Origin of the sequence: Aquabacter sp. L1I39, assembly GCF_017742835.1 — a bacterium.
Taxonomy (GTDB): domain Bacteria; phylum Pseudomonadota; class Alphaproteobacteria; order Rhizobiales; family Xanthobacteraceae; genus L1I39.
Genome location: NZ_CP072392.1, coordinates 3,761,797 through 3,783,675 on the forward strand (window position 1 = coordinate 3,761,797; position 21,879 = coordinate 3,783,675).

The 21,879-nt window shown below is 67.4% G+C and carries 19 protein-coding genes and 1 pseudogene; 14 read left to right on the top strand and 6 right to left on the bottom strand.

Going from position 1 to position 21,879, the window contains the following annotated elements:
• Positions 1-220 precede the first annotated feature (220 nt).
• Positions 221-3,070 (bottom strand): annotated as a pseudogene (uvrA, locus tag J5J86_RS17025) (excinuclease ABC subunit UvrA); the annotation flags it as partial.
• 591 nt (positions 3,071-3,661) lie between these two features.
• Here uvrA and ssb point away from each other — a divergent pair.
• The 4 genes from ssb to J5J86_RS17045 all read left to right on the top strand — a co-directional run bounded on the left by ssb (position 3,662) and on the right by J5J86_RS17045 (position 8,678).
• Positions 3,662-4,261 carry a single-stranded DNA-binding protein gene (gene ssb, locus J5J86_RS17030; RefSeq protein WP_209100103.1) on the top strand — a complete coding sequence of 200 codons (600 nt, stop codon included), beginning with the start codon at positions 3,662-3,664 and terminating at the stop codon, positions 4,259-4,261.
• A 23-nt stretch (positions 4,262-4,284) separates the two neighbouring features.
• A complete protein-coding gene (locus tag J5J86_RS17035) occupies positions 4,285-4,683 on the top strand; it encodes a DUF2306 domain-containing protein (RefSeq protein WP_209100105.1) in 399 nt (132 codons plus the stop codon).
• A 738-nt stretch (positions 4,684-5,421) separates the two neighbouring features.
• Positions 5,422-8,070, top strand: coding sequence for a DNA gyrase subunit A (gyrA, locus tag J5J86_RS17040; protein ID WP_247657662.1), 2,649 nt, complete (start codon positions 5,422-5,424; stop codon positions 8,068-8,070).
• The gene (locus tag J5J86_RS17045; RefSeq protein WP_209100109.1) at positions 8,067-8,678 is read left to right on the top strand and encodes a LysE family translocator; all 612 of its coding nucleotides are present in this window, start codon (positions 8,067-8,069) and stop codon (positions 8,676-8,678) included. Before gyrA ends, J5J86_RS17045 begins: the two co-directional genes overlap by 4 nt.
• Here the strand turns inward: J5J86_RS17045 and J5J86_RS17050 are convergent.
• Complete coding sequence (locus tag J5J86_RS17050; protein WP_209100111.1) at positions 8,599-9,564, bottom strand: AraC family transcriptional regulator; 966 nt, start codon at positions 9,562-9,564, stop codon at positions 8,599-8,601. The two genes, J5J86_RS17045 and J5J86_RS17050, sit on opposite strands and share 80 nt — an antisense overlap.
• A 170-nt stretch (positions 9,565-9,734) precedes the next feature.
• On the opposite strand from J5J86_RS17050, the gene J5J86_RS17055 reads away from it, so the two are divergent.
• The 4 genes from J5J86_RS17055 to J5J86_RS17070 all read left to right on the top strand — a co-directional run bounded on the left by J5J86_RS17055 (position 9,735) and on the right by J5J86_RS17070 (position 12,289).
• Positions 9,735-10,511 carry an SDR family NAD(P)-dependent oxidoreductase gene (locus J5J86_RS17055; RefSeq protein WP_209100113.1) on the top strand — a complete coding sequence of 259 codons (777 nt, stop codon included), beginning with the start codon at positions 9,735-9,737 and terminating at the stop codon, positions 10,509-10,511.
• A gap of 122 nt (positions 10,512-10,633) precedes the next feature.
• Positions 10,634-11,161, top strand: a complete 528-nt coding sequence (coaD, locus tag J5J86_RS17060; protein WP_209100114.1) for a pantetheine-phosphate adenylyltransferase — start codon at positions 10,634-10,636, stop codon at positions 11,159-11,161.
• A gap of 33 nt (positions 11,162-11,194) precedes the next feature.
• The gene (locus J5J86_RS17065; RefSeq protein ID WP_209100116.1) at positions 11,195-11,779 is read left to right on the top strand and encodes a peptidylprolyl isomerase; all 585 of its coding nucleotides are present in this window, start codon (positions 11,195-11,197) and stop codon (positions 11,777-11,779) included.
• A 51-nt stretch (positions 11,780-11,830) separates the two neighbouring features.
• Positions 11,831-12,289, top strand: a complete 459-nt coding sequence (locus J5J86_RS17070; RefSeq protein WP_209100118.1) for a peptidylprolyl isomerase — start codon at positions 11,831-11,833, stop codon at positions 12,287-12,289.
• A gap of 88 nt (positions 12,290-12,377) precedes the next feature.
• Here the strand turns inward: J5J86_RS17070 and J5J86_RS17075 are convergent, their stop codons facing one another.
• The gene (locus J5J86_RS17075) at positions 12,378-13,292 is read right to left on the bottom strand and encodes a LysR family transcriptional regulator (RefSeq protein ID WP_209100121.1); all 915 of its coding nucleotides are present in this window, start codon (positions 13,290-13,292) and stop codon (positions 12,378-12,380) included.
• A 74-nt stretch (positions 13,293-13,366) separates the two neighbouring features.
• On the opposite strand from J5J86_RS17075, the gene J5J86_RS17080 reads away from it, so the two are divergent.
• A complete protein-coding gene (locus tag J5J86_RS17080) occupies positions 13,367-14,149 on the top strand; it encodes an MBL fold metallo-hydrolase (RefSeq protein WP_209100123.1) in 783 nt (260 codons plus the stop codon).
• A 70-nt stretch (positions 14,150-14,219) separates the two neighbouring features.
• Here the strand turns inward: J5J86_RS17080 and J5J86_RS17085 are convergent, their stop codons facing one another.
• From J5J86_RS17085 to J5J86_RS17095, 3 genes are all read right to left on the bottom strand, one after another.
• Complete coding sequence (locus J5J86_RS17085; protein ID WP_209100125.1) at positions 14,220-15,665, bottom strand: ArnT family glycosyltransferase; 1,446 nt, start codon at positions 15,663-15,665, stop codon at positions 14,220-14,222.
• A 223-nt stretch (positions 15,666-15,888) separates the two neighbouring features.
• Positions 15,889-16,182, bottom strand: coding sequence for an acylphosphatase (locus tag J5J86_RS17090; RefSeq protein WP_209100127.1), 294 nt, complete (start codon positions 16,180-16,182; stop codon positions 15,889-15,891).
• Positions 16,183-16,190: 8 nt separating this feature from the next.
• Positions 16,191-17,021, bottom strand: a complete 831-nt coding sequence (locus J5J86_RS17095; RefSeq protein ID WP_209100129.1) for a cell envelope integrity EipB family protein — start codon at positions 17,019-17,021, stop codon at positions 16,191-16,193.
• A 240-nt stretch (positions 17,022-17,261) separates the two neighbouring features.
• On the opposite strand from J5J86_RS17095, the gene J5J86_RS17100 reads away from it, so the two are divergent.
• From J5J86_RS17100 to J5J86_RS17120, 5 genes are all read left to right on the top strand, one after another.
• Entirely contained in the window at positions 17,262-17,726 is a 465-nt protein-coding gene (locus tag J5J86_RS17100) for a RidA family protein (protein WP_209100131.1), read from the top strand.
• A gap of 19 nt (positions 17,727-17,745) precedes the next feature.
• Positions 17,746-18,489, top strand: coding sequence for a glycerophosphodiester phosphodiesterase family protein (locus J5J86_RS17105; RefSeq protein ID WP_209100133.1), 744 nt, complete (start codon positions 17,746-17,748; stop codon positions 18,487-18,489).
• Between the two features lie 113 nt (positions 18,490-18,602).
• Entirely contained in the window at positions 18,603-19,625 is a 1,023-nt protein-coding gene (locus J5J86_RS17110; protein WP_209100135.1) for a DUF4424 domain-containing protein, read from the top strand.
• 50 nt (positions 19,626-19,675) lie between these two features.
• Positions 19,676-20,848 carry a GNAT family N-acetyltransferase gene (locus J5J86_RS17115; protein ID WP_209100137.1) on the top strand — a complete coding sequence of 391 codons (1,173 nt, stop codon included), beginning with the start codon at positions 19,676-19,678 and terminating at the stop codon, positions 20,846-20,848.
• A gap of 134 nt (positions 20,849-20,982) precedes the next feature.
• Positions 20,983-21,753 (top strand): proteasome-type protease, encoded by a 771-nt coding sequence (locus J5J86_RS17120; RefSeq protein WP_209100139.1) that lies wholly within the window; start codon positions 20,983-20,985, stop codon positions 21,751-21,753.
• Positions 21,754-21,879: the final 126 nt, after the last annotated feature.

A 21,879-nucleotide genomic window follows, 5' to 3' on the forward strand; every position in this document is an offset into this window, starting at 1 on the left:
TGCGGCGGGCGCGGCGGGTGGCGCCGCGCCCCGGGGTCTCTTCGGTAGCCTGATCGTCTTCCGCCGCTTGTGCGGGGGATTTAACCATCGGCTTGGTGACGGGCTTGGCCGTGGATCTGGCCGTGAGCTTGTCGCCGGCACCACCCTCCGCCTTGGCGCCGGTCGCCTTCCGCCGCCCACCCGGAGCGGCGGGGGGCGCCTCGTCCGCGCCGGACTTCACCGCCGCCTTGTGCGGGCGGCGGGCCAGCACTTCGGCGAGGAAACGCCCGGTGTGGGAGCGGGGATTGGCGGCGATCTCTTCCGGCGTGCCGCAGGCGACGATCTCGCCGCCGCCATCGCCGCCCTCGGGACCCAGATCCACCACCCAGTCGGCGGTCTTGATGACATCGAGATTGTGCTCGATGACCGCGATGGTGTTCCCCTGCTCCACCAGTTCGTGCAGCACTTCCAGGAGCTTGGACACGTCGTGGAAGTGCAGGCCGGTGGTGGGCTCGTCCAGGATATAGAGTGTGCGGCCGGTGGCGCGCTTGGAGAGTTCCTTGGCGAGCTTCACCCGCTGTGCCTCGCCGCCGGACAGGGTGGTGGCCTGCTGGCCCACCTTGATATAGCCGAGCCCCACCCGCGCCAGCGTCTCCAGCTTCTCCCGCACCGACGGCACCGCCTTGAAGAAGGCGGCGCCTTCGTCCACTGTCATGTCCAGCACGTCGGCGATGGACTTGTCCTTGAAGGTGACTTCCAGCGTCTCGCGATTGTAGCGCTTGCCCTTGCAGACATCACAGGTGACGTAGACATCCGGCAGGAAGTGCATCTCGATCTTGATGACGCCGTCGCCCTGGCAGGCCTCGCACCGCCCGCCCTTCACGTTGAAGGAGAAGCGCCCGGCCCCATAGCCGCGCGCCTTGGCCTCGGGGAGACCCGCGAACCATTCGCGGATCGGGGTGAAGGCCCCTGTATAGGTGGCGGGGTTGGAGCGCGGCGTGCGGCCGATGGGGGACTGGTCGATGTCGATCACCTTGTCCAGGTGCTCCAGCCCCTCCAGGCGGTCGAAGGGGGCGGGGGCCTCGGAGGCATTGTTCAGCCGCCGCGCCACCGCCTTGTAGAGCGTGTCGATCAGCAGCGTGGACTTGCCGCCGCCCGACACGCCTGTGACGCAGGTGAAGAGGCCGAGCGGCACCTCGGCGGTGACGTTCTTCAGATTGTTGCCGCGCGCGCCGACGAGCTTCAATTGCCGCTTGGGGTTCGGCTTGCGCCGGGCCGGCACGCCCACCGCCAGCGCGCCGGTGAGATACTTGCCCGTGAGCGAGGCCGGGTCCGCCATGATCTCCGCCGGCGTGCCCTTGGACACGATTTTCCCGCCATGGATGCCGGCGCCGGGTCCCACATCCACCACGTAGTCGGCGGCGAGGATGGCATCCTCGTCATGCTCCACCACGATGACGGTATTGCCGAGGTCCCGCAGGCGCTTCAGCGTCTCCAGAAGGCGCACATTGTCCCGCTGGTGCAAGCCGATGGAGGGCTCGTCCAGCACATAGAGCACGCCCGACAGGCCTGAGCCGATCTGCGAGGCGAGCCGAATGCGCTGGCTCTCGCCGCCGGACAAGGTGCCGGAGGAACGCGCCAGGGTGAGATATTCCAGCCCCACGTCCATTAGGAAGCGCAGCCGCTCGCGGATCTCCTTGAGGATGCGGACCGCGATCGCGTTCTGCTTGGCATTGAGCGCGGCGGGCAGGGCCTCGAACCAGTCGTGTGCCGCCTTCACGGAGAGGACGCCCACCTCGCCGATATGCCGGTGGCCCACCTTCACGGCCAGCGCCTCGGGCTTGAGCCGATAGCCCGTGCAGACGGCGCAGGGGACGGTGGAGAAATATTTGGAGATTTCCTCCCGCGCCCAGTCGCTGTCCGTCTCCTTCCAGCGCCGGTCCAGGTTGCGAACGATGCCCTCGAAGGTCTTCGAGGTCTCATAGGCGCGCAAGCCGTCATCATAGCGGAAGGTGATCTGCTCCTCGCCGGAGCCATAGAGGATCACGTCCTTCGCCTTCTCCGGCAGCTCGGCGAAGGGCGTGGTGAGCTTGAAGCCGTAATGCTTGGCGAGCGCGTCCAGGGTCTGGCCGTAATAAGGCGAGGTGCTCTTGGCCCAGGGGGCGATGGCGCCCTGCTTCAGGGAGCGGGACTTGTCCGGCACCACCAAGTCCGGATCGATGGTCTGCTCCACGCCGAGGCCGTCGCAGGCCGGGCAGGCGCCGAAGGGATTGTTGAAGGAGAAGAGCCGCGGCTCGATCTCGGGAATGGTGAAGCCGGAGACCGGACAGGCGAACTTTTCCGAGAACAGGATGCGCCGGGGCGCCCCGTCCGCGTCCTTCTCATCGGCAAATTCCAGCACGGCGATGCCATCGGCAAGGCCGAGTGCCGTCTCGAAGCTGTCGGCGAGGCGGGTGGCGATGTCCGGGCGCACCACCACGCGGTCCACCACCACGTCGATGTCGTGCTTGAACTTCTTGTCGAGGGCCGGGGCCTCGGCGATCTCGTGGAAGGTGCCGTCAATCTTGACCCGCTGGAAGCCCTTCTTGAGGAACTCCGCCAACTCCTTGCGATACTCGCCCTTGCGCCCGCGCACCACGGGCGCGAGCAGATAGAGCCGCGTGCCCTCGGGCAAAGCGAGCGTGCGGTCCACCATCTGCGAGACGGTCTGGCTCTCGATGGGCAGGCCCGTGGCGGGGGAATAGGGAATGCCCGTGCGCGCCCACAGGAGGCGCATATAGTCATAGATCTCGGTGACCGTGCCCACCGTGGAGCGCGGGTTCTTGGAGGTGGTCTTCTGCTCGATGGAGATGGCGGGGGACAGGCCGTCAATCTGGTCCACGTCCGGCTTCTGCATCATCTCCAGGAACTGGCGCGCATAGGCCGAGAGGCTCTCCACATAGCGCCTTTGGCCTTCCGCATAGATGGTGTCGAAGGCAAGCGACGACTTGCCCGAGCCGGACAGGCCCGTGAACACGACGAGGCTGTCGCGCGGCACGTCCAGATCCACGTTTTTCAGATTGTGCTCCCGCGCCCCGCGCACGGACAGCATCCGCGCATCACGACGCTCGCGCGATGCGGGCAGGAATGCGGGCAAGGAAGAGGGGGAGGCGGAAGCAGGATCGGTCATGGATGCGGGCTCGGACTTGTGGCGCAGGCCGGGCGCCGGACCGGGGAAAGACAGAGCAGGCCGAAGACCGCGCCGCGCCCCTTTACGCGCCCCGACCCGGCAGGGATCACCGGGGCAAGGGTCAAGAGGGGCGCGGGAAGGCGCGGCGACATGGCTCGCACGTCCTATCTAAGAGCAGGCGGTTCAGGAACAAGGGTGCAGTGCGAAAGGAAGCCTCTTCCATGGCCGCCCGCCTGTCAAAGGCGGCGGATGTCGCCCGCTTGTCGGCCCGCGCCGAATATGCGGTTGAAGAAGCCGTTCCGGCGCGACTCTCCCCTTGCCACTCAAATCGCCGACCTATAGAACATATCAAGAACGCAGAGGGAAGGGGCCGGCGGCCTTTTTGGTGGACAAAGGCTTTGCGCGCCTTCCCCGGCGGGTTTTGCGCTGTAGGGTGCATGCGCGTCCGCGAGGGCGGGCCCTGCGCTCGGCGCTCAAGCGGAAGCAATCGGGAACGGACGGCGGAGGAAGAAGATGGCCGGCAGCGTCAACAAGGTGATCCTGGTCGGCAATCTGGGCCGCGACCCGGAGGTGCGCTCCTTCCAGAATGGCGGGCGGGTGTGCAATCTGCGCATCGCCACGTCGGAAACCTGGCGCGACAAGGCGTCGGGCGAGCGGCGCGAGCGCACGGAATGGCACACGGTGGCCATCTTCAACGAGAATCTCGTGGGTGTGGCCGAGCGGTTCCTGAAGAAGGGCTCAAAGGTCTATATCGAAGGCCAGCTGGAGACCCGCAAGGCCACCGACAATCAGGGCCAGGAGCGCTATTTCACCGAGGTGGTGCTGCGCCCCTATCGCGGCGAACTGACCCTTCTGGACGGCCGCAGCGGCGGCGGGTCCGAGGGCGGGGATGACTATGGCGGCGGCTCCGACTTCGGCTCCGCCGGCCCCATGGGCGGTGGTGGCGGTGGCGGCAGCTTTGGCGGCGGCGGTGGTGGTGGCTTCGGCGGCGGCGGCGGTGGACGCCGTGGCGGCGGCTCCTCCGGCGGCGGTTCCTCTGGTGGTGGCGGCGGTGGCTTTGGTGGCGGCGGTGGCCGGCCCTCCGACGACATGGACGACGAAATCCCGTTCTGACGACGTTGCGCGGGGAGGGGAGCATGACGCTTGAGCCGCTTCTCTCCGCCTCCCCGGCCATCCAGATTCATGCATTCGCCGCCCTCGCCGCATTGGGGCTCGGCGCGGTGCAATTGGGCCTACCAAAGGGTGATCCCCGCCACCGCCTCGTGGGCTGGGCCTGGGTTGGGCTTATGGCGGTGGTGGCGGGGTCCTCGCTGCTGATCCATGAAGTGCGGGTGTGGGGCCCCTGGAGCCCCATTCATCTGCTCTCGGTCTGGGTGCTGATCGTCCTGCCTTTGGCGGTTCTCGCTGCGCGGCGGCACCAGGTGCGCCGGCACGGGCGCACCATGCGCCATCTCTTCCTGTTCGCGCTGGTGGTGGCGGGGCTGTTCACGTTCTGGCCGGGCCGCATCATGTATGCGGTGGCGTTCGGCAGCTGATTTGGGCAGCTGCTTGGGTGGGCGGCGTGCTGGCGCAGCCTGGCGCAAATGTCGGCCCGACCTGCGCCTGCCTGTCCGCTCTCAAGGAAGGCCTGCGCACATGCGCATGATCCTTGCCGCGCGAGGCGCGCGGTTCGCGGGAGGTACATGCATCGAGACAAGATGGCAGAGCGTGTCAGGGCACCATCCCGCCAAGCGCCGACGGCCGACGTTCGACCCGTGAGGCGCCGCCGCTTCCGCTGCCAATCCTGATGTCGGGCAGCGCGGGTGGCGCCTGCGCTGCAGGTCGCCCCGTCGGGGCCTGCCTGTGCGCCGGCACATGGGCGCGGCGGCCGGCTGCGACGCGGTTCGGCCGTGCCCTAACGTTCCATCTCAGCACTCATTTTGCAGCAACTTGCGGGGCCGGGGACTTCCTTGCGGCGGTGTTGGTTCCCCCGCGCTTGCCCCGCGCCGCGGCGGGCTTTGACACCCCGGATCGGTGCATTGCCGCAATGTCGCCGGAAATGCTGGAGCAGTCGTCGCTAAATTATTGAATTATCAGCATAAAATAAGCACGAAAGGCGCCGGTTTCGCTGGAGTTTCACGGCTGAATCAGGTAAAAGCTGCAACAGCTGTGCATCATGTGAGATTTGTCTCTTGGCTGAAAACGAGACTCCGAAGCAGGGCGGTGATCTGCCCTCGGACATCCGGCCCGTATCCATTACCGAAGAACTGTCGCGCTCTTATCTCGACTACGCGATGAGCGTGATCGTCGCGCGCGCTCTTCCAGACGTGCGGGACGGACTGAAGCCGGTGCATCGCCGCATCCTGTTCTCCATGCATGAGAACGGGTACGAGTGGAACAAGTCCTACCGCAAGTCGGCCCGCGTGGTCGGCGATGTCATCGGTAAATACCATCCGCACGGCGACCAGTCGGTCTATGAGGCCCTGGTGCGCATGGCGCAGCCCTTCTCCATGCGGGTGCCGCTGGTGGATGGCCAAGGCAATTTCGGCTCGGTGGACGGCGATCCCCCGGCGGCCATGCGCTACACCGAGGTGCGCCTGGAAAAGGTCACCCAGTCCCTGCTGGACGACCTGGACAAGGAAACCGTCGACTACCAGGACAATTATGACGGCAGCGAGCATGAGCCCGTCGTCCTGCCGGCCAAGTTCCCCAATCTGCTGGTGAATGGCGCGGGCGGCATCGCCGTGGGCATGGCCACCAACATCCCGCCGCACAATCTGGGCGAGGTGATCGACGGTGCGGTGGCGCTCATCGACGACCCGACCTTGCTGCCGGAAGCGCTCATCGAGCACATTCCCGGCCCCGATTTCCCCACCGGCGGCCTCATTCTCGGCCGCGCCGGCATCCGCCAGGCCTATCTGACCGGCCGCGGCTCCATGGTGGTGCGGGCCAAGGTGACGATCGAGACGATCCGCAAGGAGCGCGAGGCGATCATCATCACAGAGATTCCCTACCAGGTGAACAAGGCCTCGATGATCGAAAAGATCGCCGAGCTGGTGCGCGACAAGCGCCTGGAGGGCATTTCCGAGATCCGCGACGAATCCGACCGCGAAGGCATGCGGGTGGTGATCGAGGTCAAGCGCGACGCCCAGGCGGACGTGGTGCTGAACAACCTCTATCGCATGACGCCCCTCCAGTCGTCCTTCGGCGCCAACATGGTGGCGCTGTCCGGCGGCAAGCCGGCGGTGATGACCATCCACGACATGCTCACCGCCTTCATCGCTTTCCGTGAGGAGGTGGTGAGCCGGCGAACCAAGTTCCTGCTGCGCAAGGCGCGCGATCGCGCCCATGTGCTGGTGGGCCTCGCCATCGCCGTGGCGAACATCGATGAAATCATTCGCCTTATCCGCACCGCGCCGGACCCGGCTGCGGCGCGCGAAGCGCTGATGTCGCGTGATTGGCCGGCTAAGGATGTCGAATCGCTGATCGCCCTCATCGCCGATCCCCGCCATGTGGTCTCGGCGGACGGCACCTATCGCCTTTCCAACGAGCAGGCCCGCGCCATCCTGGATCTGCGCCTCCAGCGCCTGACCGCCCTCGGCCGCGACGAGATTGCGGACGAACTGGACAAGCTGGCGGTGGAGATCGCCAATTACCTCGACATCCTGGCGAGCCGCGCCCGCATCCAGGCCATCGTTCGCGAGGAGCTGCTGGCCATCAAGGCCGAGTTCGGCACCCCCCGCCGCACCGAGCTGGTGGAAGGCTATGGCGACCTCGACGACGAGGACCTGATCCAGCGCGAGGAGATGGTGGTGACCGTCTCCCATGCCGGCTACGTCAAGCGCGTGCCGCTCTCCACCTATCGGGCGCAGCGCCGGGGCGGCAAGGGCCGCTCGGCCATGCAGACCCGCGAGGAGGATTTCGTCACCCGCCTGTTCGTGGCCTCCACCCACGCGCCGGTGCTGTTCTTCTCGTCCAAGGGGCAGGTCTACAAGCTCAAGGTCTATCGCCTGCCCGCCGCCGCGCCCCAGGCGCGCGGCAAGGCGCTCATCAATATCCTGCCGCTGGACCCGGACGAGCGCATCACCTCCATCGTCCCGCTGCCGGAGGATGCGGAGGAGCATGCCCGCTGGCAGATCCTGTTCGCCACCACGGGCGGCACGGTGCGGCGGAACGAGCTGGCCGATTTCAGCCAGGTGAACCGCAACGGCAAGATCGCCATGAAGCTGGAGGAGGGCGAGTCCATCGCCTCGGTCCAGCTGTGCACCGAGAATGACGACGTGTTGCTGACCACTGCGGAAGGCGCCTGCATCCGCTTCCCGGTCACCGATGTGCGCGTCTTCAAGGGCCGCGACTCCGTGGGTGTGCGCGGCATCCGGCTGGAGAAGGACGACACCGTCATCTCCATGGCCGTCATCGGCCATTCCGATGCCAGCGCCGAGGAGCGCTCCTCCTATCTCAAGGCCGCCAATGCGGTGCGCCGGGGTGGCGAGGATGTGGCCGTCGAGACGGATGGCGAGGAAGTGGCAGCCGATGCCGCCCTCTCCACCGAGCGCTATGCGGAAATGAGCGCCCGCGAGCAGTTCATCCTGACCTTGTCGGAGAATGGCTACGGCAAGCGCACATCGTCCTACGAGTATCGTGTCACCGGCCGTGGCGGTAAGGGCATCGTCGCCATGGCGGTGAACGAGCGCAATGGCCGGCTGGTGGCCTCCTTCCCGGTGGAGGACAGCGACCAGATCATGCTGGTGACCAATGGCGGTCAGCTCATCCGCTGCCCCGTGGATGGCATCCGCGTGGTGGGCCGCGCCAGCCAGGGCGTCATCGTCTTCAACACCGCCTCCGGTGAGCGGGTGGTCTCCGTTGAGCATATCAGCGAGGACGGCGCCGCCGAGGAGGGCGAGCTGGGCGGCGAGGCGGGCGAGGGAGACGCCGAGGCATGATCTCCGCCGAGAGCCTCGCGATTTTCGTGCTGGCCTGCCTGGCGCTGGGCGCGACGCCGGGGCCCAATGTGGCCCTCATCGTCGGCACCAGCCTCAAGCATGGGCGGCGCGCGGGGCTTCTCACCGCCACCGGGGTGAATGTGGGGCTGGTGCTTCAGCTGGCCTTCGTGGCGGCGGGGCTGGCCTGGGTGGTGGAGGTCTTCTCCCGCCATTTCGACCTCGTGCGCTATGCGGGCGCGGCCTATCTCATCTGGCTCGCCATCGCCCAGTGGCGGGCGGCGGGGCAGGAACGGGCGGAAGCCGCGCCCTCGGGCCGGGCCGCTTTCTCGCGCGGGCTGGCGGTGGCCTTCGCCAATCCCAAGACGCTGTTGTTCCACGCGGCCTTCCTGCCGCAATTCGTCACCAACCCCAGCGATCCCGTGCCGCAGATCACGCTGCTGGCGGCCATCTTCGCGGTGATCGCTCTGGTGGGCGACATGCTGTGGGCGGTTATCGCCGACCGTGCCCGTACCGCGCTCACCGGCCGCTTCACAGCGATGGCAGACCGGGTGTCGGCGGTGATCCTGGCGGGGGGCGCCGCGCTCCTGCTGGCGGCAGGTCGCCGCTGAAGTCCTCCATTTGTGGCCGGGCGGTCAGGTCCCGGCCGGGCGGGGCGCCGAACAGGCGGGCATAGTCGCGGGTGAAGTGGGACACGCTCTCATAGCCCACGTCGAACGCGGCCTCGGCAATGGCCAGTCCCTCCCCATGCAGTCGCCGCCGTGCCTCCACCAGGCGCAGCCGCTTCTGGAACTGGAGCGGCGAGAGCGAGGTCACCTCCTTGAAGTGGGCGTGGAAGGACGACACGCTCATGCCCGCCACCTCGGCCAGTTCGTCCACCGGCAAGGTCCGGGCAAAGTCCGCGCGCAGCACGGCCACCGCGCGGGAAATGCGCGCCGCATGGCTGTCCGGCAGGCTGAATTGGCTGAGCATGGCGCCGTGGGGGCCACGCAGCAGCCAATAATGGAGTTCGCGCAGGATGGAGGGGCGCAGCACCGCCAGCGCGTCAGGGGTCTCGATCAGCCGCACCAGCCGGGCGACGCAGTCCTGCACCGCGGCCTGCGTCTGCGCCACCGCCACGCGCGTCGTCCGCTGCGCCTGCGGCACCGCCGCCATCTCGCCTATCAGGTCCTTGAGAAGGGCAAGGTCGATGCCGAGGGCCACCGCCAGATAGGGCTCGGCCGGGCTCGCCTGCCGCACCCGGCCGGCGACGGCGAGGTCCGTGCCCACGATCAGTGTCTCGCCTGCCTTGAAGGACCAGGTGTCGAGGCCGGAGGTCACATCCTTCGCCCCTTGGAGAACCAGGCAAAGCAGCGGGCGATAGAGCGCATGCACATAGGGCGTGGGGGAGCGGGCGCAGGCAAAGCCGATGCCCTCCACATCCGCCAGATGCAGCCCCTCGGGCGCCGGCAATCCGGCGGTATAACGGGTTGCGGCGGCGCGCAAATCTTCACTCATGGCGACAGTCTCCCCCGGCGGACCGAGGATCCGGCCGGGCTGGGGAAACATAGCCCATCGCGCGGCGAGGGGAAGCGGGTTTGGAGAAATGGGCAAGACTTCGCCAGCATCCGGCAAGAGCGGCGGCAGGCCCTGCCTTACAAGGGTGTCATCGCTGAAGGAGACCCCAGATGACGAATTCAACTCGCTCTTCCGCCCCCATTGCCCTCGTCACCGGCGGCAGCCGTGGCCTCGGCCGCAACACGGCGCTTGCCCTGGCCGCCCGGGGCGTGGATGTGATCTTCACCTATCATTCCCGCGCCGAAGAGGCCGAGGTGGTGCGCGCCGAGATCGCCGCGCTCGGCCGCATTGGCCATGCCCTCCAGCTGGATGTGGGCCGGGCCGCCACCTTCCCCGCCTTCGCCGAAGCGGTGCGCGGCGCGCTCGCCGGGACGTTCGGCGCGGAGCGGCTCGATTATCTGGTCAACAATGCCGGCATCGGCATCACCGCCCCCTTCCTGGAGACGTCGGAAGAGATGTTCGACCAATTGGTCAACATCCACCTGAAGGGCACCTTCTTCCTCACCCAGGCGCTCGTCCCGCTGATGGCCGATGGCGGGGGGATCATCAATCTGTCCAGCGGACTGGCCCGCTTCTCCATGCCGGGCTTTGCCGCCTATGCGGCCATGAAGGGCGGCATCGAGGTGCTCACCCGCTACATGGCCAAGGAACTGGGGGCCCGCCATATCCGCGTCAACACCGTGGCGCCCGGCGCCATCGAGACCGATTTCGGCGGCGGCATGGTGCGCGACAATGCGGCGGTGAACCAACTCATCGCCGGCGAGACGGCGCTTGGCCGGGTGGGGGTGGCCGATGACATCGGGCCGATGATCGCGACCCTGCTGGGCGAGGCGAATCGCTGGGTGAACGGCCAGCGCATCGAGGTGTCCGGCGGCATCCATCTGTGAGGATGCCTGGGCTTTGACCAAGCCTCACCTGTGACCAAGGGTTACATGGGTTCATTTGGGGCGGTGCCGCGCGGCGCCGCCCCATTGCGCGCGGGCGCGGGGCGCGATAACGCTTTCGCCCCATGAGCGACGCCAACACCACGCCCCATGCGCCCCGCATTGCCATCTATGCGGGCTCGTTCGACCCGCCCACCAACGGGCACTTGGACGTGGTGCGCTCGGCGTGCCGGCTGTCCGACAAATTGGTGCTGGCGGTGGGCATTCATCCCGGCAAGACACCGGTCTTCTCGCCGGCCGAGCGCCTTGAGATGCTTCGCGACGTCTGCGGGCCGATCGCCGCTGAAGAGGGGGCGAGCCTGGAGGTGGTGACCTTCGACAAGCTGGTGGTGACCACCGCGCTGGAGGTGGGGGCCACCTTGCTCATTCGCGGTCTGCGCGACGGCACGGACCTTGATTACGAGATGCAGATGGCCGGCATGAACGGCACGCTCTCGCCCACGATCCAGACCGTTTTCCTGCCCGCTTCCCCCCGCGTGCGCCCCATCACCGCCACCTTGGTCCGGCAGATCGCTTCCATGGGCGGTGACGTGTCCGCCTTCGTTCCCGAGGCCGTGCTTGCGCGGCTGAAGGTGAAATTCTCCCGCGCTTGAGGCGTGGGCGAAGCCATCCGAGGAGATTTCTCCATGACCGCTTCCACCGGTGCCGGCCTCGCGCGCCGCTCCGTTCTCGGCCTCGCGCTCGCGGCTGCCGTCGCAGGTCCGGCCCTTGCCCAGTCGAAGCCCAAGCTCGACCCGGAGAACACGCTCTATCTGGACACGCCCTATGGCCGGGTGGTCATCGCGCTGCGCCCGGACATTGCTCCCAAGCATGCCGAGCGCCTGAAGCTGCTGGCGCGCGAGGGCTATTATAACAACGTGCCGTTCCACCGCGTCATCGACGGCTTCATGGCCCAGACGGGCGACGGGCAATATGGCAACGGCACGGGCGGGTCCAAGTATCCGAACCTGCCGGCTGAATTCTCCAATGTGCCGTTCAAGCGCGGCACCGTGGGCATGGCCCGTTCCTCCTCGCCGGACAGCGCCAATTCCCAGTTCTTCATCTGCTTCGACGCTGCCCCCTTCCTCGATGGCAAATATACCGTCGTGGGCGAAGTGGTCTCGGGCATGGAGTTCGTCGACAAGATCAAGAAGGGGTCGCAGGCCAATAATGGCGCGGTCGCCACCCCCGACCGGATCGTGAAGATGCAGGTGGCGGCGGACGCCAAGTAAGCGCCCCGCCTCGCCTCTCACCAACCTTTCGAGCCGCACAAGGAGACATCCATGGCCGAAGACGTGATCATCCTGGAAACCACCAAGGGCGACGTGACCATCGGACTGCGCCCCGACCTCGCCCCCGGGCATGTGGCCCGCATCAAGGAGCTGGTCTCCGAGGGCTTCTATAATGGCGTGCCGTTCCACCGCGTCATTGACGGCTTCATGGCCCAGACCGGCGATCCCACCGGCACCGGCATGGGCGGCTCGGGCAAGAAGCTGAAGGCCGAGTTCAACCGCCAGCCCCACACCCGCGGCACGGTCTCCATGGCCCGCGCGGCCAACCCGGATTCCGGCGACAGCCAGTTCTTCATCTGCTTCGGCGATGCCCGCTTCCTGGACGGCCAGTATACCGTGTGGGGCGAGGTCATCTCCGGCATGGAGAATGTGGACCAGATCAAGCGCGGCGAGCCGGTGAAGGATCCCGACAAGATCGTCACCGCGCGCCTGGCGCCCAAGCCCGAGTGAGTTTTTGCCCGAGTGAGCCTTACGGCTCTTCGGATTCACGTTTAAATCTGCGATGGCCGGGCTCTTGCCCGGCCATTTGCTTTGGGGCTCAGGCCTCGTCGAGAGCGGCAAAGACGGACCCCTCGAACCGACGCCGTTCGCGGCGGAACAGATCCGCCAGGAATTGCGCCACCAGTTCCACGGCCGGCTCGTCCTCCGGCCGGCGCAGCAGCCACAGTTCGCGCGAGGGTGGGGCGACCTTCAGGTCGATGGGCACCAGATCGGGATCAAACGCGCCGATGAAGCGGGGCAGGAGTGCGATTCCGCATCCCGAGCGCGCGGCCTGGGCCAAGGCCGCCTCGCTGTTGGTGCGGAACACCGCGCGGGCGCCGGGAAAGCTCCGGGCGAGCCACAGCGCTTCCGGCAGATGGGCGCCGCCATCGTCGAAGGTGACGAAACAGGGCGGCTCACCGTCCGCGAGGCGCTCCACCCAGCTTGGCCGGGCATAGAAGCCGAAGGCCAGCCCGGTCAGGCGCCGGGCCAGCAGGTCGCCCTCCTTGGGGCGTGCCAGGCGCAGGGCAATGTCCGCCTCTCGCCGCGCGAGGCTGATGGCGCGCCGGTCCGCGATGAGGTCGAGGTCAAGGCCGGGATGATGAGACAGCAGGCCGGTCAGGCGCTCCAGCAGGAAGCATTCCGAGAGGCTCGGCGTCGCCGTCACCCGCACCCGGCCAAGCCGTGGGGCATCGGCGGCCGGTGCGCCGGTGCCAAGGCCGGAGGCCGCCCGCTCCATGGCGGCGGCGGCGGCCAGCGTGTTCCGGCCGGCGGCGGTCAGGGCATACCCCTCCGCCGTGCGCTCGAACAGCGGTGCCTCCAGCTGCGCCTCCAGCGCGGCAATGCGGCGGGAGACCGTGGCATGGTTGACGCCCAGGCTGCGCGCGGCCGCCGAGAGCGAGCCGTGGCGGGAGAGCGCCATGAAGTAGCGCAAATCGTCCCAGTCGAGGCTTGTGCGATTTCGATCAGTCATTGTGAGAACTTGGCGAATTCCCGCTCAGGTCGCCAGGGCCTATCCCGCTTTTCACATCCTTGCGGGAGGCCTTCATGGCAGATGACATCACCTTCACCCTCATTGGCGGTCCCACGGTTCTGGTGGAACTGGCGGGCCTGCGTTTCCTCACCGACCCCACCTTCGACGCGCCGCAGGCCTATCCGGGCGCCGTCACCCTGGAAAAGCGGACCAGCCCGGCCTTGCCGATCGATGCGCTCGGACATCTGGACGCGGTCCTGCTGAGCCACGACCAGCACAAGGACAATCTGGACCTGTCCGGCCGCGCCTTGCTGGACCGGGTGCCACTGACCCTCACCACGCAGGTGGCGGAAAGCCGGCTGGGGCTTTCCGCCGGCCGCGCCGTGGGCCTCGCGCCCTGGCAAAGCCATCCGGTGACCTGCTCCGACGGGGGGCGTGTCATCGTCACCGCCACGCCGGCCCGGCATGGACCCGTGGGCATCGAGCCCATCGCCGGCGACGTGGTGGGCTTTGCCCTCGGCCGGGAGCGGGAAGGTGACGCGGTCTATGTGAGCGGCGACACGGTCTGGTACGAGGGCGTCGCCGAGGTGGCACGGCGGTTCGATCCCAAGGTGGTGGTGCTGTTCACGGGTTCGGCCAAGACGCGCGGCTCGTTCCACCTCACCATGGACACGAACGATGCCATCGAGGCGGCCCACGCCTTTCCCCGCGCCCGCATCATCGCCGTTCACAATGAAGGCTGGGCGCACTTCACCGAGACCGAGGACGACCTTGCTCGTGCCTTCAAGGCGCTGGGCCTCGGCGACCGGCTGGAGCGCCTGGCGCCCGGCGTGCCGCTCACGCTGTCGCTGGCCTGAGGGCTGCAAAGCCCGGCTGCGCCGCCACCCCCCGTCGCGCCCTCGGGGCGCGGCGGGGCGTCAGCCCGTCCTACTGGCAGAGCGGATCGTCGACCTTGAGCGGCGTGATCTGCCAGAAGCTCTCGCGCCGCGGCTTCATGAGCGGCGACCACCATTTGGCCCACACATCGATGGCGGTGCCTTCCATGCGCGGCGGAGCGAAGGCGCCCGAGCCGTTCACGACGCCGGTCACCTGCCCGCAGCCGGTGGCCGGGCGGGGCGGGGGGCGATAACCGGGTTCGTTGACGATCACCACCCGCGCCTCCGGCACGGCGGCGCGCAGGCGTCCGGCGGAGAGGCGGTCGGCGGCGACCAAGGTGGGCCGATCACCCAGCTGGGCGAGCACGACGGGGCGAATCTTGCCCAGCGGCTCGGCGGCCACGCAGCGCCCGCACAGGCGCGGATCCGGCCAGAGTGTCACCGCCGCGCGCGCACCCATGACGCCGATGGCCACCAGGAAAACGATGGTCAGGTAGATCTTCACCCGATCCTGCCAGCCGCCCAGGCGCTCCGCCTCGGCGAACACATAGACGGTGGAGAACAGGAAGAAGACGTGGAAATAGCGGTCGCGGATGCTGACCGAGCCGGCGGCCATCACCGCGATGGCGGTGCCGATGGTTCCGATGAGGAACATGGAGCGCAGCACATGGCGCAGCGCCCGCTGCTCGGGGGTCGGAATGCGCGCGCCTTCCCCCCGGTTGAAGGGCAGGAAGACGAGGCACGCCACGGCCAGGAAAGGCAGGAGATAGCCGATCCAGGCGCCGGCGAAGGTGTCCATCACCTTGACCCAGTCCGGCTTGGCATTGGCGGCCACCACATCGGCGGTCGCCGCCACCACGTCCTGCTTGAGGACGATGAGGAAGCCCGCATAGACGGCAAGCGGCACCGCCGCGACCAGCAGCGACAAGAGCATGCGCCAGTCGAGGATCACCCGGCGATAGCTCTGTTCCAGCAGGCAGGAGATGACCAGCGCGCCGAAGAAGGCGAGATAGCCGAACTTGCCGAGAATGCCGACCGCGATCCAGACGCCGAGCGCCGCATAGAGACTGGCGCGCTTTTCCTGCGCCAGCGCCGCCACCGTGAGCATGGTGCCCGCAATGGCCAGGATCATGATGTTGGAATGGGTCAGGATGCGGTGGCTGTGATAGCCCACCACCCACAGCAGCGAGAGCGAATAGACCGCCAGCGCCTGCAGGCGCGGATCAAAGATGGCTCGGCGCGCCACCCGGTAGACCAGGAGCGCGGTTCCCACCAGCAGCGCGTAGCGCAGGATGGCGAAGGACAACAGGCCCGGCCCCGTCACCCGCTGGATGGCATAAAGCAGCCAGTCGAACACTGGGGGATTGCGCGGCACATAGGAGAATTCGAGCGACTGGACGAGATAGCTCTCGACCGCGTCATCCACATTGATCGCCGTCTCCATGAAGACGGCGATGGCCGCATGGGCAAGGCCCCACAGCACCAGCACCAGCGCCACGCCCCAAGGCTCCGCCCACCAGGGCGCCGGAGGGGGCACTTCCCGGTGGACATAGCCTCCGGGGGGAAGTTGGAAGCGGAGCGAACCCGTCTCCGCCGATGCGCTCGGTGGCACAGGGCACTCCGCAAGCTGGCGACACATGCGAGCTATAAACGCGGTGGACGCAACAGGCCATGCCCGCGGGTCGCGCGCAGTCATTCCGGCGGCGAGCGTCACATCGTTGCTACAGTGTGGGCAGCACCACGAAGGGACCCGCGCCGCCGCTGGCCGCCAGCGCCGCCTCGGAGGCCTCGTGCGCCAGGATGTCGTCCACCCGCGCGCCAGGTGGCCCGGCCCGGCAGGCCTGCGCCAAGGCGGTGACCACTTCGTCCGGCCCTGCGAAGACTGCCTCCACCGCGCCGCTCGCGCGATTGCGCACCCACCCGGTCAGGCCGAGCCGCTCTGCTTCCCGGGCGCACCAGGCGCGATAGCCGACCCCCTGGACGCGCCCTCTTATGGTCAGGTGCAGGTAGCGCATGGCCGCGCCTATTGCGCACAAGGCGCGCCCACCGGCAGCGCCTCGAAGCTGGACATCACGCCGCGCAGGACAAAATCGCCATAGTCGATGGACACCCGCCCGATCACCCCATTGTCGTAGAGCGTGATGGTCATGGTGTATTCGGGCGTCGAATCGGCGCTGTCTTCGTCGAAATAGGAGATGGTGACGGGATAGTAGGTGATCCCCGCGAGGGCGGCATCCGCCGCCTGGGGCAGGCCCTTGGCATCCATGGCGGGGCGGCCGATGACCGCGAGGGTGGAGAACACCCTCTGGCCGTCCTCCGACCCGTCGAACACCCGCGCCTCATAGAGCGCCTCGCCGGCCTGGGCGGCGGCGATTACCTTTTCCACATGCTCGGTGGGCATGAGGATGTCGCCCTTCAACTCCACCGTCTCGGCCTTCGGCTTGGTCAGTTGCACGGTGGCGCCGGTGGCGGTGCGGTTGACGATGCCATCCACGTCCGACTTCACCTCGCCGCCGACGCGGTTCACGGTCTTGAAGCGGTAGGCCGCGCCCTTGCCGTCCTCCCAGGTGGCGGAGGCCATGTCGGAGCGCACGGGGCTTCCCTCGCCCGGCTCCAGCACGTTGGACTGGCGCATATTGACGCTGTAGCCCTCGCAGGCATTGCCCTTGATCTCGTAGTCCAGCCGGCCGTTCGCGCTCTCCAATTGCTGGGAGGAGCGGGAGGCATCAAGGGCGAGGGCGTAGCCGACCCGATGGGGCAGCAGCGATCCCGCGTGCGCGGCTGTGGCCGACAGCAGCGCGATCACTGCCGCCGCACCGGCGCCGGCTGGGGTCAAGCGGGCCAATAGCATCATGCCGACCGTCCTTCTGCGGGGGGCCGTGTCCCAAAGGCGCGCCGGCCAGCCCCAATCTTGCCGCTTGCGCGGCTTAACCCACGAGCGTGCCCCGACCGCCGAGGTCGAGGTGCTGGTGTCGCCCTTCGACGATACCAAGCGTGAATGTGTCCTGGCTGCTTGCGCGGCCTCCGCCCATCGGCCAAGAGAGGGCGGCAATTTGAGGGCGTATCCTACGCCCAGGTGTGGCTGGAGGCGAGAATGTCGCAAACCGTCGAGCAGAAGCTGGCTGAACTCGGGATCACCCTTCCCACCCCGGTGGCGCCGCTCGCCAATTATGTGCCGGTGGTGCGCACGGGCAACCTGCTCATGGTGTCCGGCCAGGTGTCCATCGACGGCAGCGGTAAGCTGATGACCGGCAAGCTCGGCGGCGGCGTCGACATCGAGACCGGCCGGGCCGCCGCGCGGCTGTGCGCCATCAACATCCTCGCCCAGGTGAAGGCCGCCGTGGGCGACCTCGACAAGGTGGTGCGGGTGGTGAAGCTCGTCGGCTTCGTCAATTCCACGCCCGACTTCGTGGACCAGCCCAAAGTGGTGAATGGCTGCTCGGACTTCTTTGTCGAAGTTCTCGGCGACAAGGGCCGCCATGCCCGCTCGGCGGTGGGAATCGCGGCTCTGCCGTTCGACGCGGCGGTCGAGGTCGAAGCCATCATCGAAGTGGCCTGATTCGACCGAAGGCGCCCCCATGGTCGACCTGACCTTCCTGACCCGCCGTCCGGTGGCCCATCGCGGGCTGCACGACCGTTCGGCGGGTCGCATCGAGAACACGGCCTCGGCCATCGACGCCGCCATCGACGCCAATTATGCGGTGGAGGTGGATGTCCAGCTCAGCCGCGATGCGGAGGCCATGGTCTTCCATGACCCAACCCTGGAGCGGCTGACGGTCGCGGACGGGGCGCTGGCCAATTTCAACAGCAACGCCCTGCGCCGCATTCCGCTCAGGGACACCTCAGACCGGATGATGTCCTTGCCGGAACTGTTCGGCCGAGTGAACGGGCGCATGCCCGTGCTCATCGAGGTCAAGAGCGACTTTTCCGGCGACCTGCGGCTTGCCAGGCGGGCGGCGCGGCTCGCCTCCACCTATCGGGGCACCTGCGCGCTTATGTCGTTCGATCCCAAGGTGGTGGCGGCGCTGGCGGAGTTCGCCCCTGGCGTGCCGCGCGGCATCGTCGCCCAACGCGCCCCCCTGACCGGGGAGGGGGCGCCTTGCTCGCTGAAGGATCGCCTCGCGCAAGCGAACCTGCTGCACTGGCGCGCCTCGCGCTTCCAATTCGTGGCCTATCGGGTCGGCGACTTGCCGGCCTTGCCGGTGCGCGTCGCGCGGGCCTTTTCCGTCCCGGTGCTGGCCTGGACCGTGCGCACTGAGGCCGAGCGCAGTCTCGCGTCCAAGTCGGCGGACCAGATCATCTTCGAGGGCTTTCGGCCCTAAACGGGCGGGCTGCCCTGCGGGCGCGGTCCCGACTGCGAGAATGTGCTAGAAAAGTGCGGCCTTTGTCTCGCCGCGCGGTGCTCCCGCGCGGCACCCCATGACGCGAGACTTTCATGCGCCGCGCCCTTCTGTCCACCTGCCTTGCCCTCTCCCTGCTGGCTTTGACCGGCGCCGCCCGCGCCAATGACACCACCGCGGCACTTGAGGCGGGCGGGCTGGTCTTCGTGCCAAACGATGAAGTGGAGATGCGCTCGGAAGATCTGTTCATCTCCGAGAAGGAGGTGCGCGTCTCCTACATCTTCCATTCCAACGCGGAGAAGGACACCACCGTTCTCGTCGCCTTCCCCATGCCGGACGTGCGGTACCTGGAGCAGGACGTGGCGGTGCCCAATCCCGGCTCGCCCAATTTCCTCGACTTCGCCACCGTCGTGGACGGCAAGCCGGTGGAGACCAAGGTGGAATTGCGGGTGACGGCCTTCGGCCTCGACCGCACCCAATTGCTCACCGACCTGAAGGTGCCGCTCAATCCGCTGTCGCCCGACACCCTCAAGGCGCTGGACGCCTTGCCCGAGGACAAGCAGCAGACCTTGCTGGAACTGGGCCTGGTGCGGCGGGACGATTATGACGTGGGCAAGGGCATGGAGCGCCACTTCGCGCCGCTGTGGACCCTGCGCACCACCTTCTACTGGATGCAGACCTTCCCGGCGAAGAAGGACCTGAAGGTCGAGCACCGCTACAAGCCGAGCGTCGGCACCTCGGTGGGCACCATCCTGGGCTCGGAAATGAAGGGCGAGCCGGATTACGTGAACCTCATCAAGGCCCAGCGCGACAAATATTGCGTCGAGCCGGCCCTCATGGCGAGCCTCCAGAAGGCGACGCGGGAGGCGCAGAAGCAGGATCGCATGGCCTATTCGGAGGCCTTCATCGGCTATGTGCTGAAGACCGGCGCCAATTGGTACGGCCCCATCGGCGACTTCACGCTGACCATCGACAAGGGCGCGCCGGATTACCTTCTCAGCTTTTGCGGGACCGGGGCCAAGAAGATCGGCCCCACCACCTTCCAGATGAAAGCGAAAGATTTCTGGCCGCAGAACGATTTGGAGATCCTCATCCTCAAGCCCTATCCGAAGAAGTGAGCGGGCGGCCCGTTCCCCATCGCTGCACCGCACGCATATGATGGGGCACCATGTCCGAGACCCGCTTGCGCATTCTCTCCTCGCTCTCCGAGATCCCGCCCGAAGCCTGGGACGCCTGTGCAGCCGGCGCCGCGGCGCGCCCTGAGCCTTTCGTATCCCATGCCTTCCTTCAGGCCCTGGAGGAATCGGGCAGCGCCGCCCCCCGCACCGGCTGGGCGCCCCAGCATCTGGTGCTGGACGGCGCCGAAGGGGTGCGGGCGGTGGCGCCGGTCTATCTGAAGTCCCATTCGCGCGGCGAATATGTCTTCGACCAGGGCTGGGCGGAAGCCTATGAGCAGGCCGGCGGGCGCTATTATCCCAAACTCCAGGTGGCCGTCCCTTTTACGCCCGTCACCGGCCGCCGCCTGCTGGTGCGCGCCGCTGCGGACGAAGCGGAGGCGGGCACCTTGCTCGCCGCCGGCCTCGTGGAACTTGCCCGCCAGCACCGCGCCTCCTCCGCCCATGTGACCTTCGCCACCAAGGGGGAGTGGGAGCATCTGGCGCGCCTTGGCTTCCTCCAGCGCATGGACCAGCAATTCCACTGGACCAACAAGGGCTACGGCTCCTACGAGGATTTCCTGGAGGAACTCGCCTCCCGCAAGCGCAAGGCCCTGCGGCGGGAGCGGCGCGAGGCGCTTTCGGCCGGCATCACCATCGACTGGCTCACCGGGCCTGACATCACCGAAGCCGCCTGGGATGCCTTCTTCGCCTTTTACATGGACACCGGCGCGCGCAAATGGGGGCGGCCCTATCTCAACCGCCGCTTCTTCTCGCTGCTGGGCGAGCGCATGGCCGACCAGGTGCTGCTGGTGATGGCGAAGCGGGAAGGGCGTTACATTGCGGGCGCGCTTAATCTCATCGGTGCCAGCACGCTCTATGGGCGCTATTGGGGGGCGGTGGAGGATCATCCCTTCCTCCATTTCGAGGTCTGCTACCACCAGGCCGTCGACTATGCCATCGCCCACCGTCTCGCGGTGGTGGAAGCGGGCGCGCAGGGCGAGCACAAGCTGGCGCGCGGCTATCTGCCCACCCCCACCTATTCGGCCCACTACATCGCCGACCCCGCCTTGCGGCGGGGCGTCGCCCAGTATCTGGAGCGCGAGCGGGCCTATGTGCAGGAGGCGGGGGCGGATCTTGCTGAGCTCGGCCCGTTCCGCCGCGGGGAGCTCCAGGAGGGCGATTGAGGGCGGGGCCAGCGGAAGCGTTGCCGGGAGGCGACACTGCGCCGGACACGAAAATCATATTCCCCTCGCGGGGTCTCGCGGATTGCGGCCGGCCGCAAGGGCTGGCTATAAGTCCGTCGAGGCGAGGGAAGGCAATGACATATTGTTGCGGGGTTCTGGTTCGGGAAGGCCTGGTGATGGTGGCGGACACGCGCACCAATGCGGGCCTCGACAACATCTCCACCTTCCGCAAGCTCCACGTCTTCGAGGAGCCCGGCCATTATGTGATGGCGCTGGCCTCGGCCGGGAATCTGTCTGTGTCCCAATCGGTGGTGAGCCTGCTCCATGAAGGGGTGGAGGACCACGAGGCTGGCGAGCGGCAGATGCTGCGCGACTCGCGCACCATGTTCCAGGCCGCCCAATTGGTGGGCCGGGCCATCCGCCAGGTCCATTCGCTGGACGGCGGGGCGCTGGAACAGAGCAATGTGAGCTTCGACGTGTCCTTCCTGCTGGGCGGACAGATTGCCGGCGGGCCGCTGCGGCTCTTCATGGTCTATTCGGCCGGCAATTTCATCGAATGCACCACCGACACGCCTTTCCTTCAGATCGGCGAGCATAAATACGGCAAGCCGGTGCTGGACCGCGCCGTGACCTATGACATGGACATTGCCGACGCGCTGAAATCCAGCCTCATCTCCATGGATTCCACCATGCGCTCGAATCTCGGCGTGGGCCTGCCCATCGACGTGCTGGTGCTGTGCCCCGACGCCCTGGAAGCCGAGCTGCGCTATCGGATCGAGCCGGGCGAGCCCTATTTCCATGATCTGCGCGAGCGCTGGTCAGCGGCCCTGCGGGCGGCCCATTCCTCCATCCCCCGCCCGCCCTACCTGAAGACCCGCCGCACGGCGGTGCCTGACCAGGGCTGAGCGGCTCTGTCTTCACGCATGTGGCGGCGGCCCTCGGGCCGCCGTTTTCGTTTGTGCCGCCCAAACAGAAAGGGCGCCGCTCGCGCGACGCCCTTTCCGAATTCAGACCCAGTAATGACCCAGCCG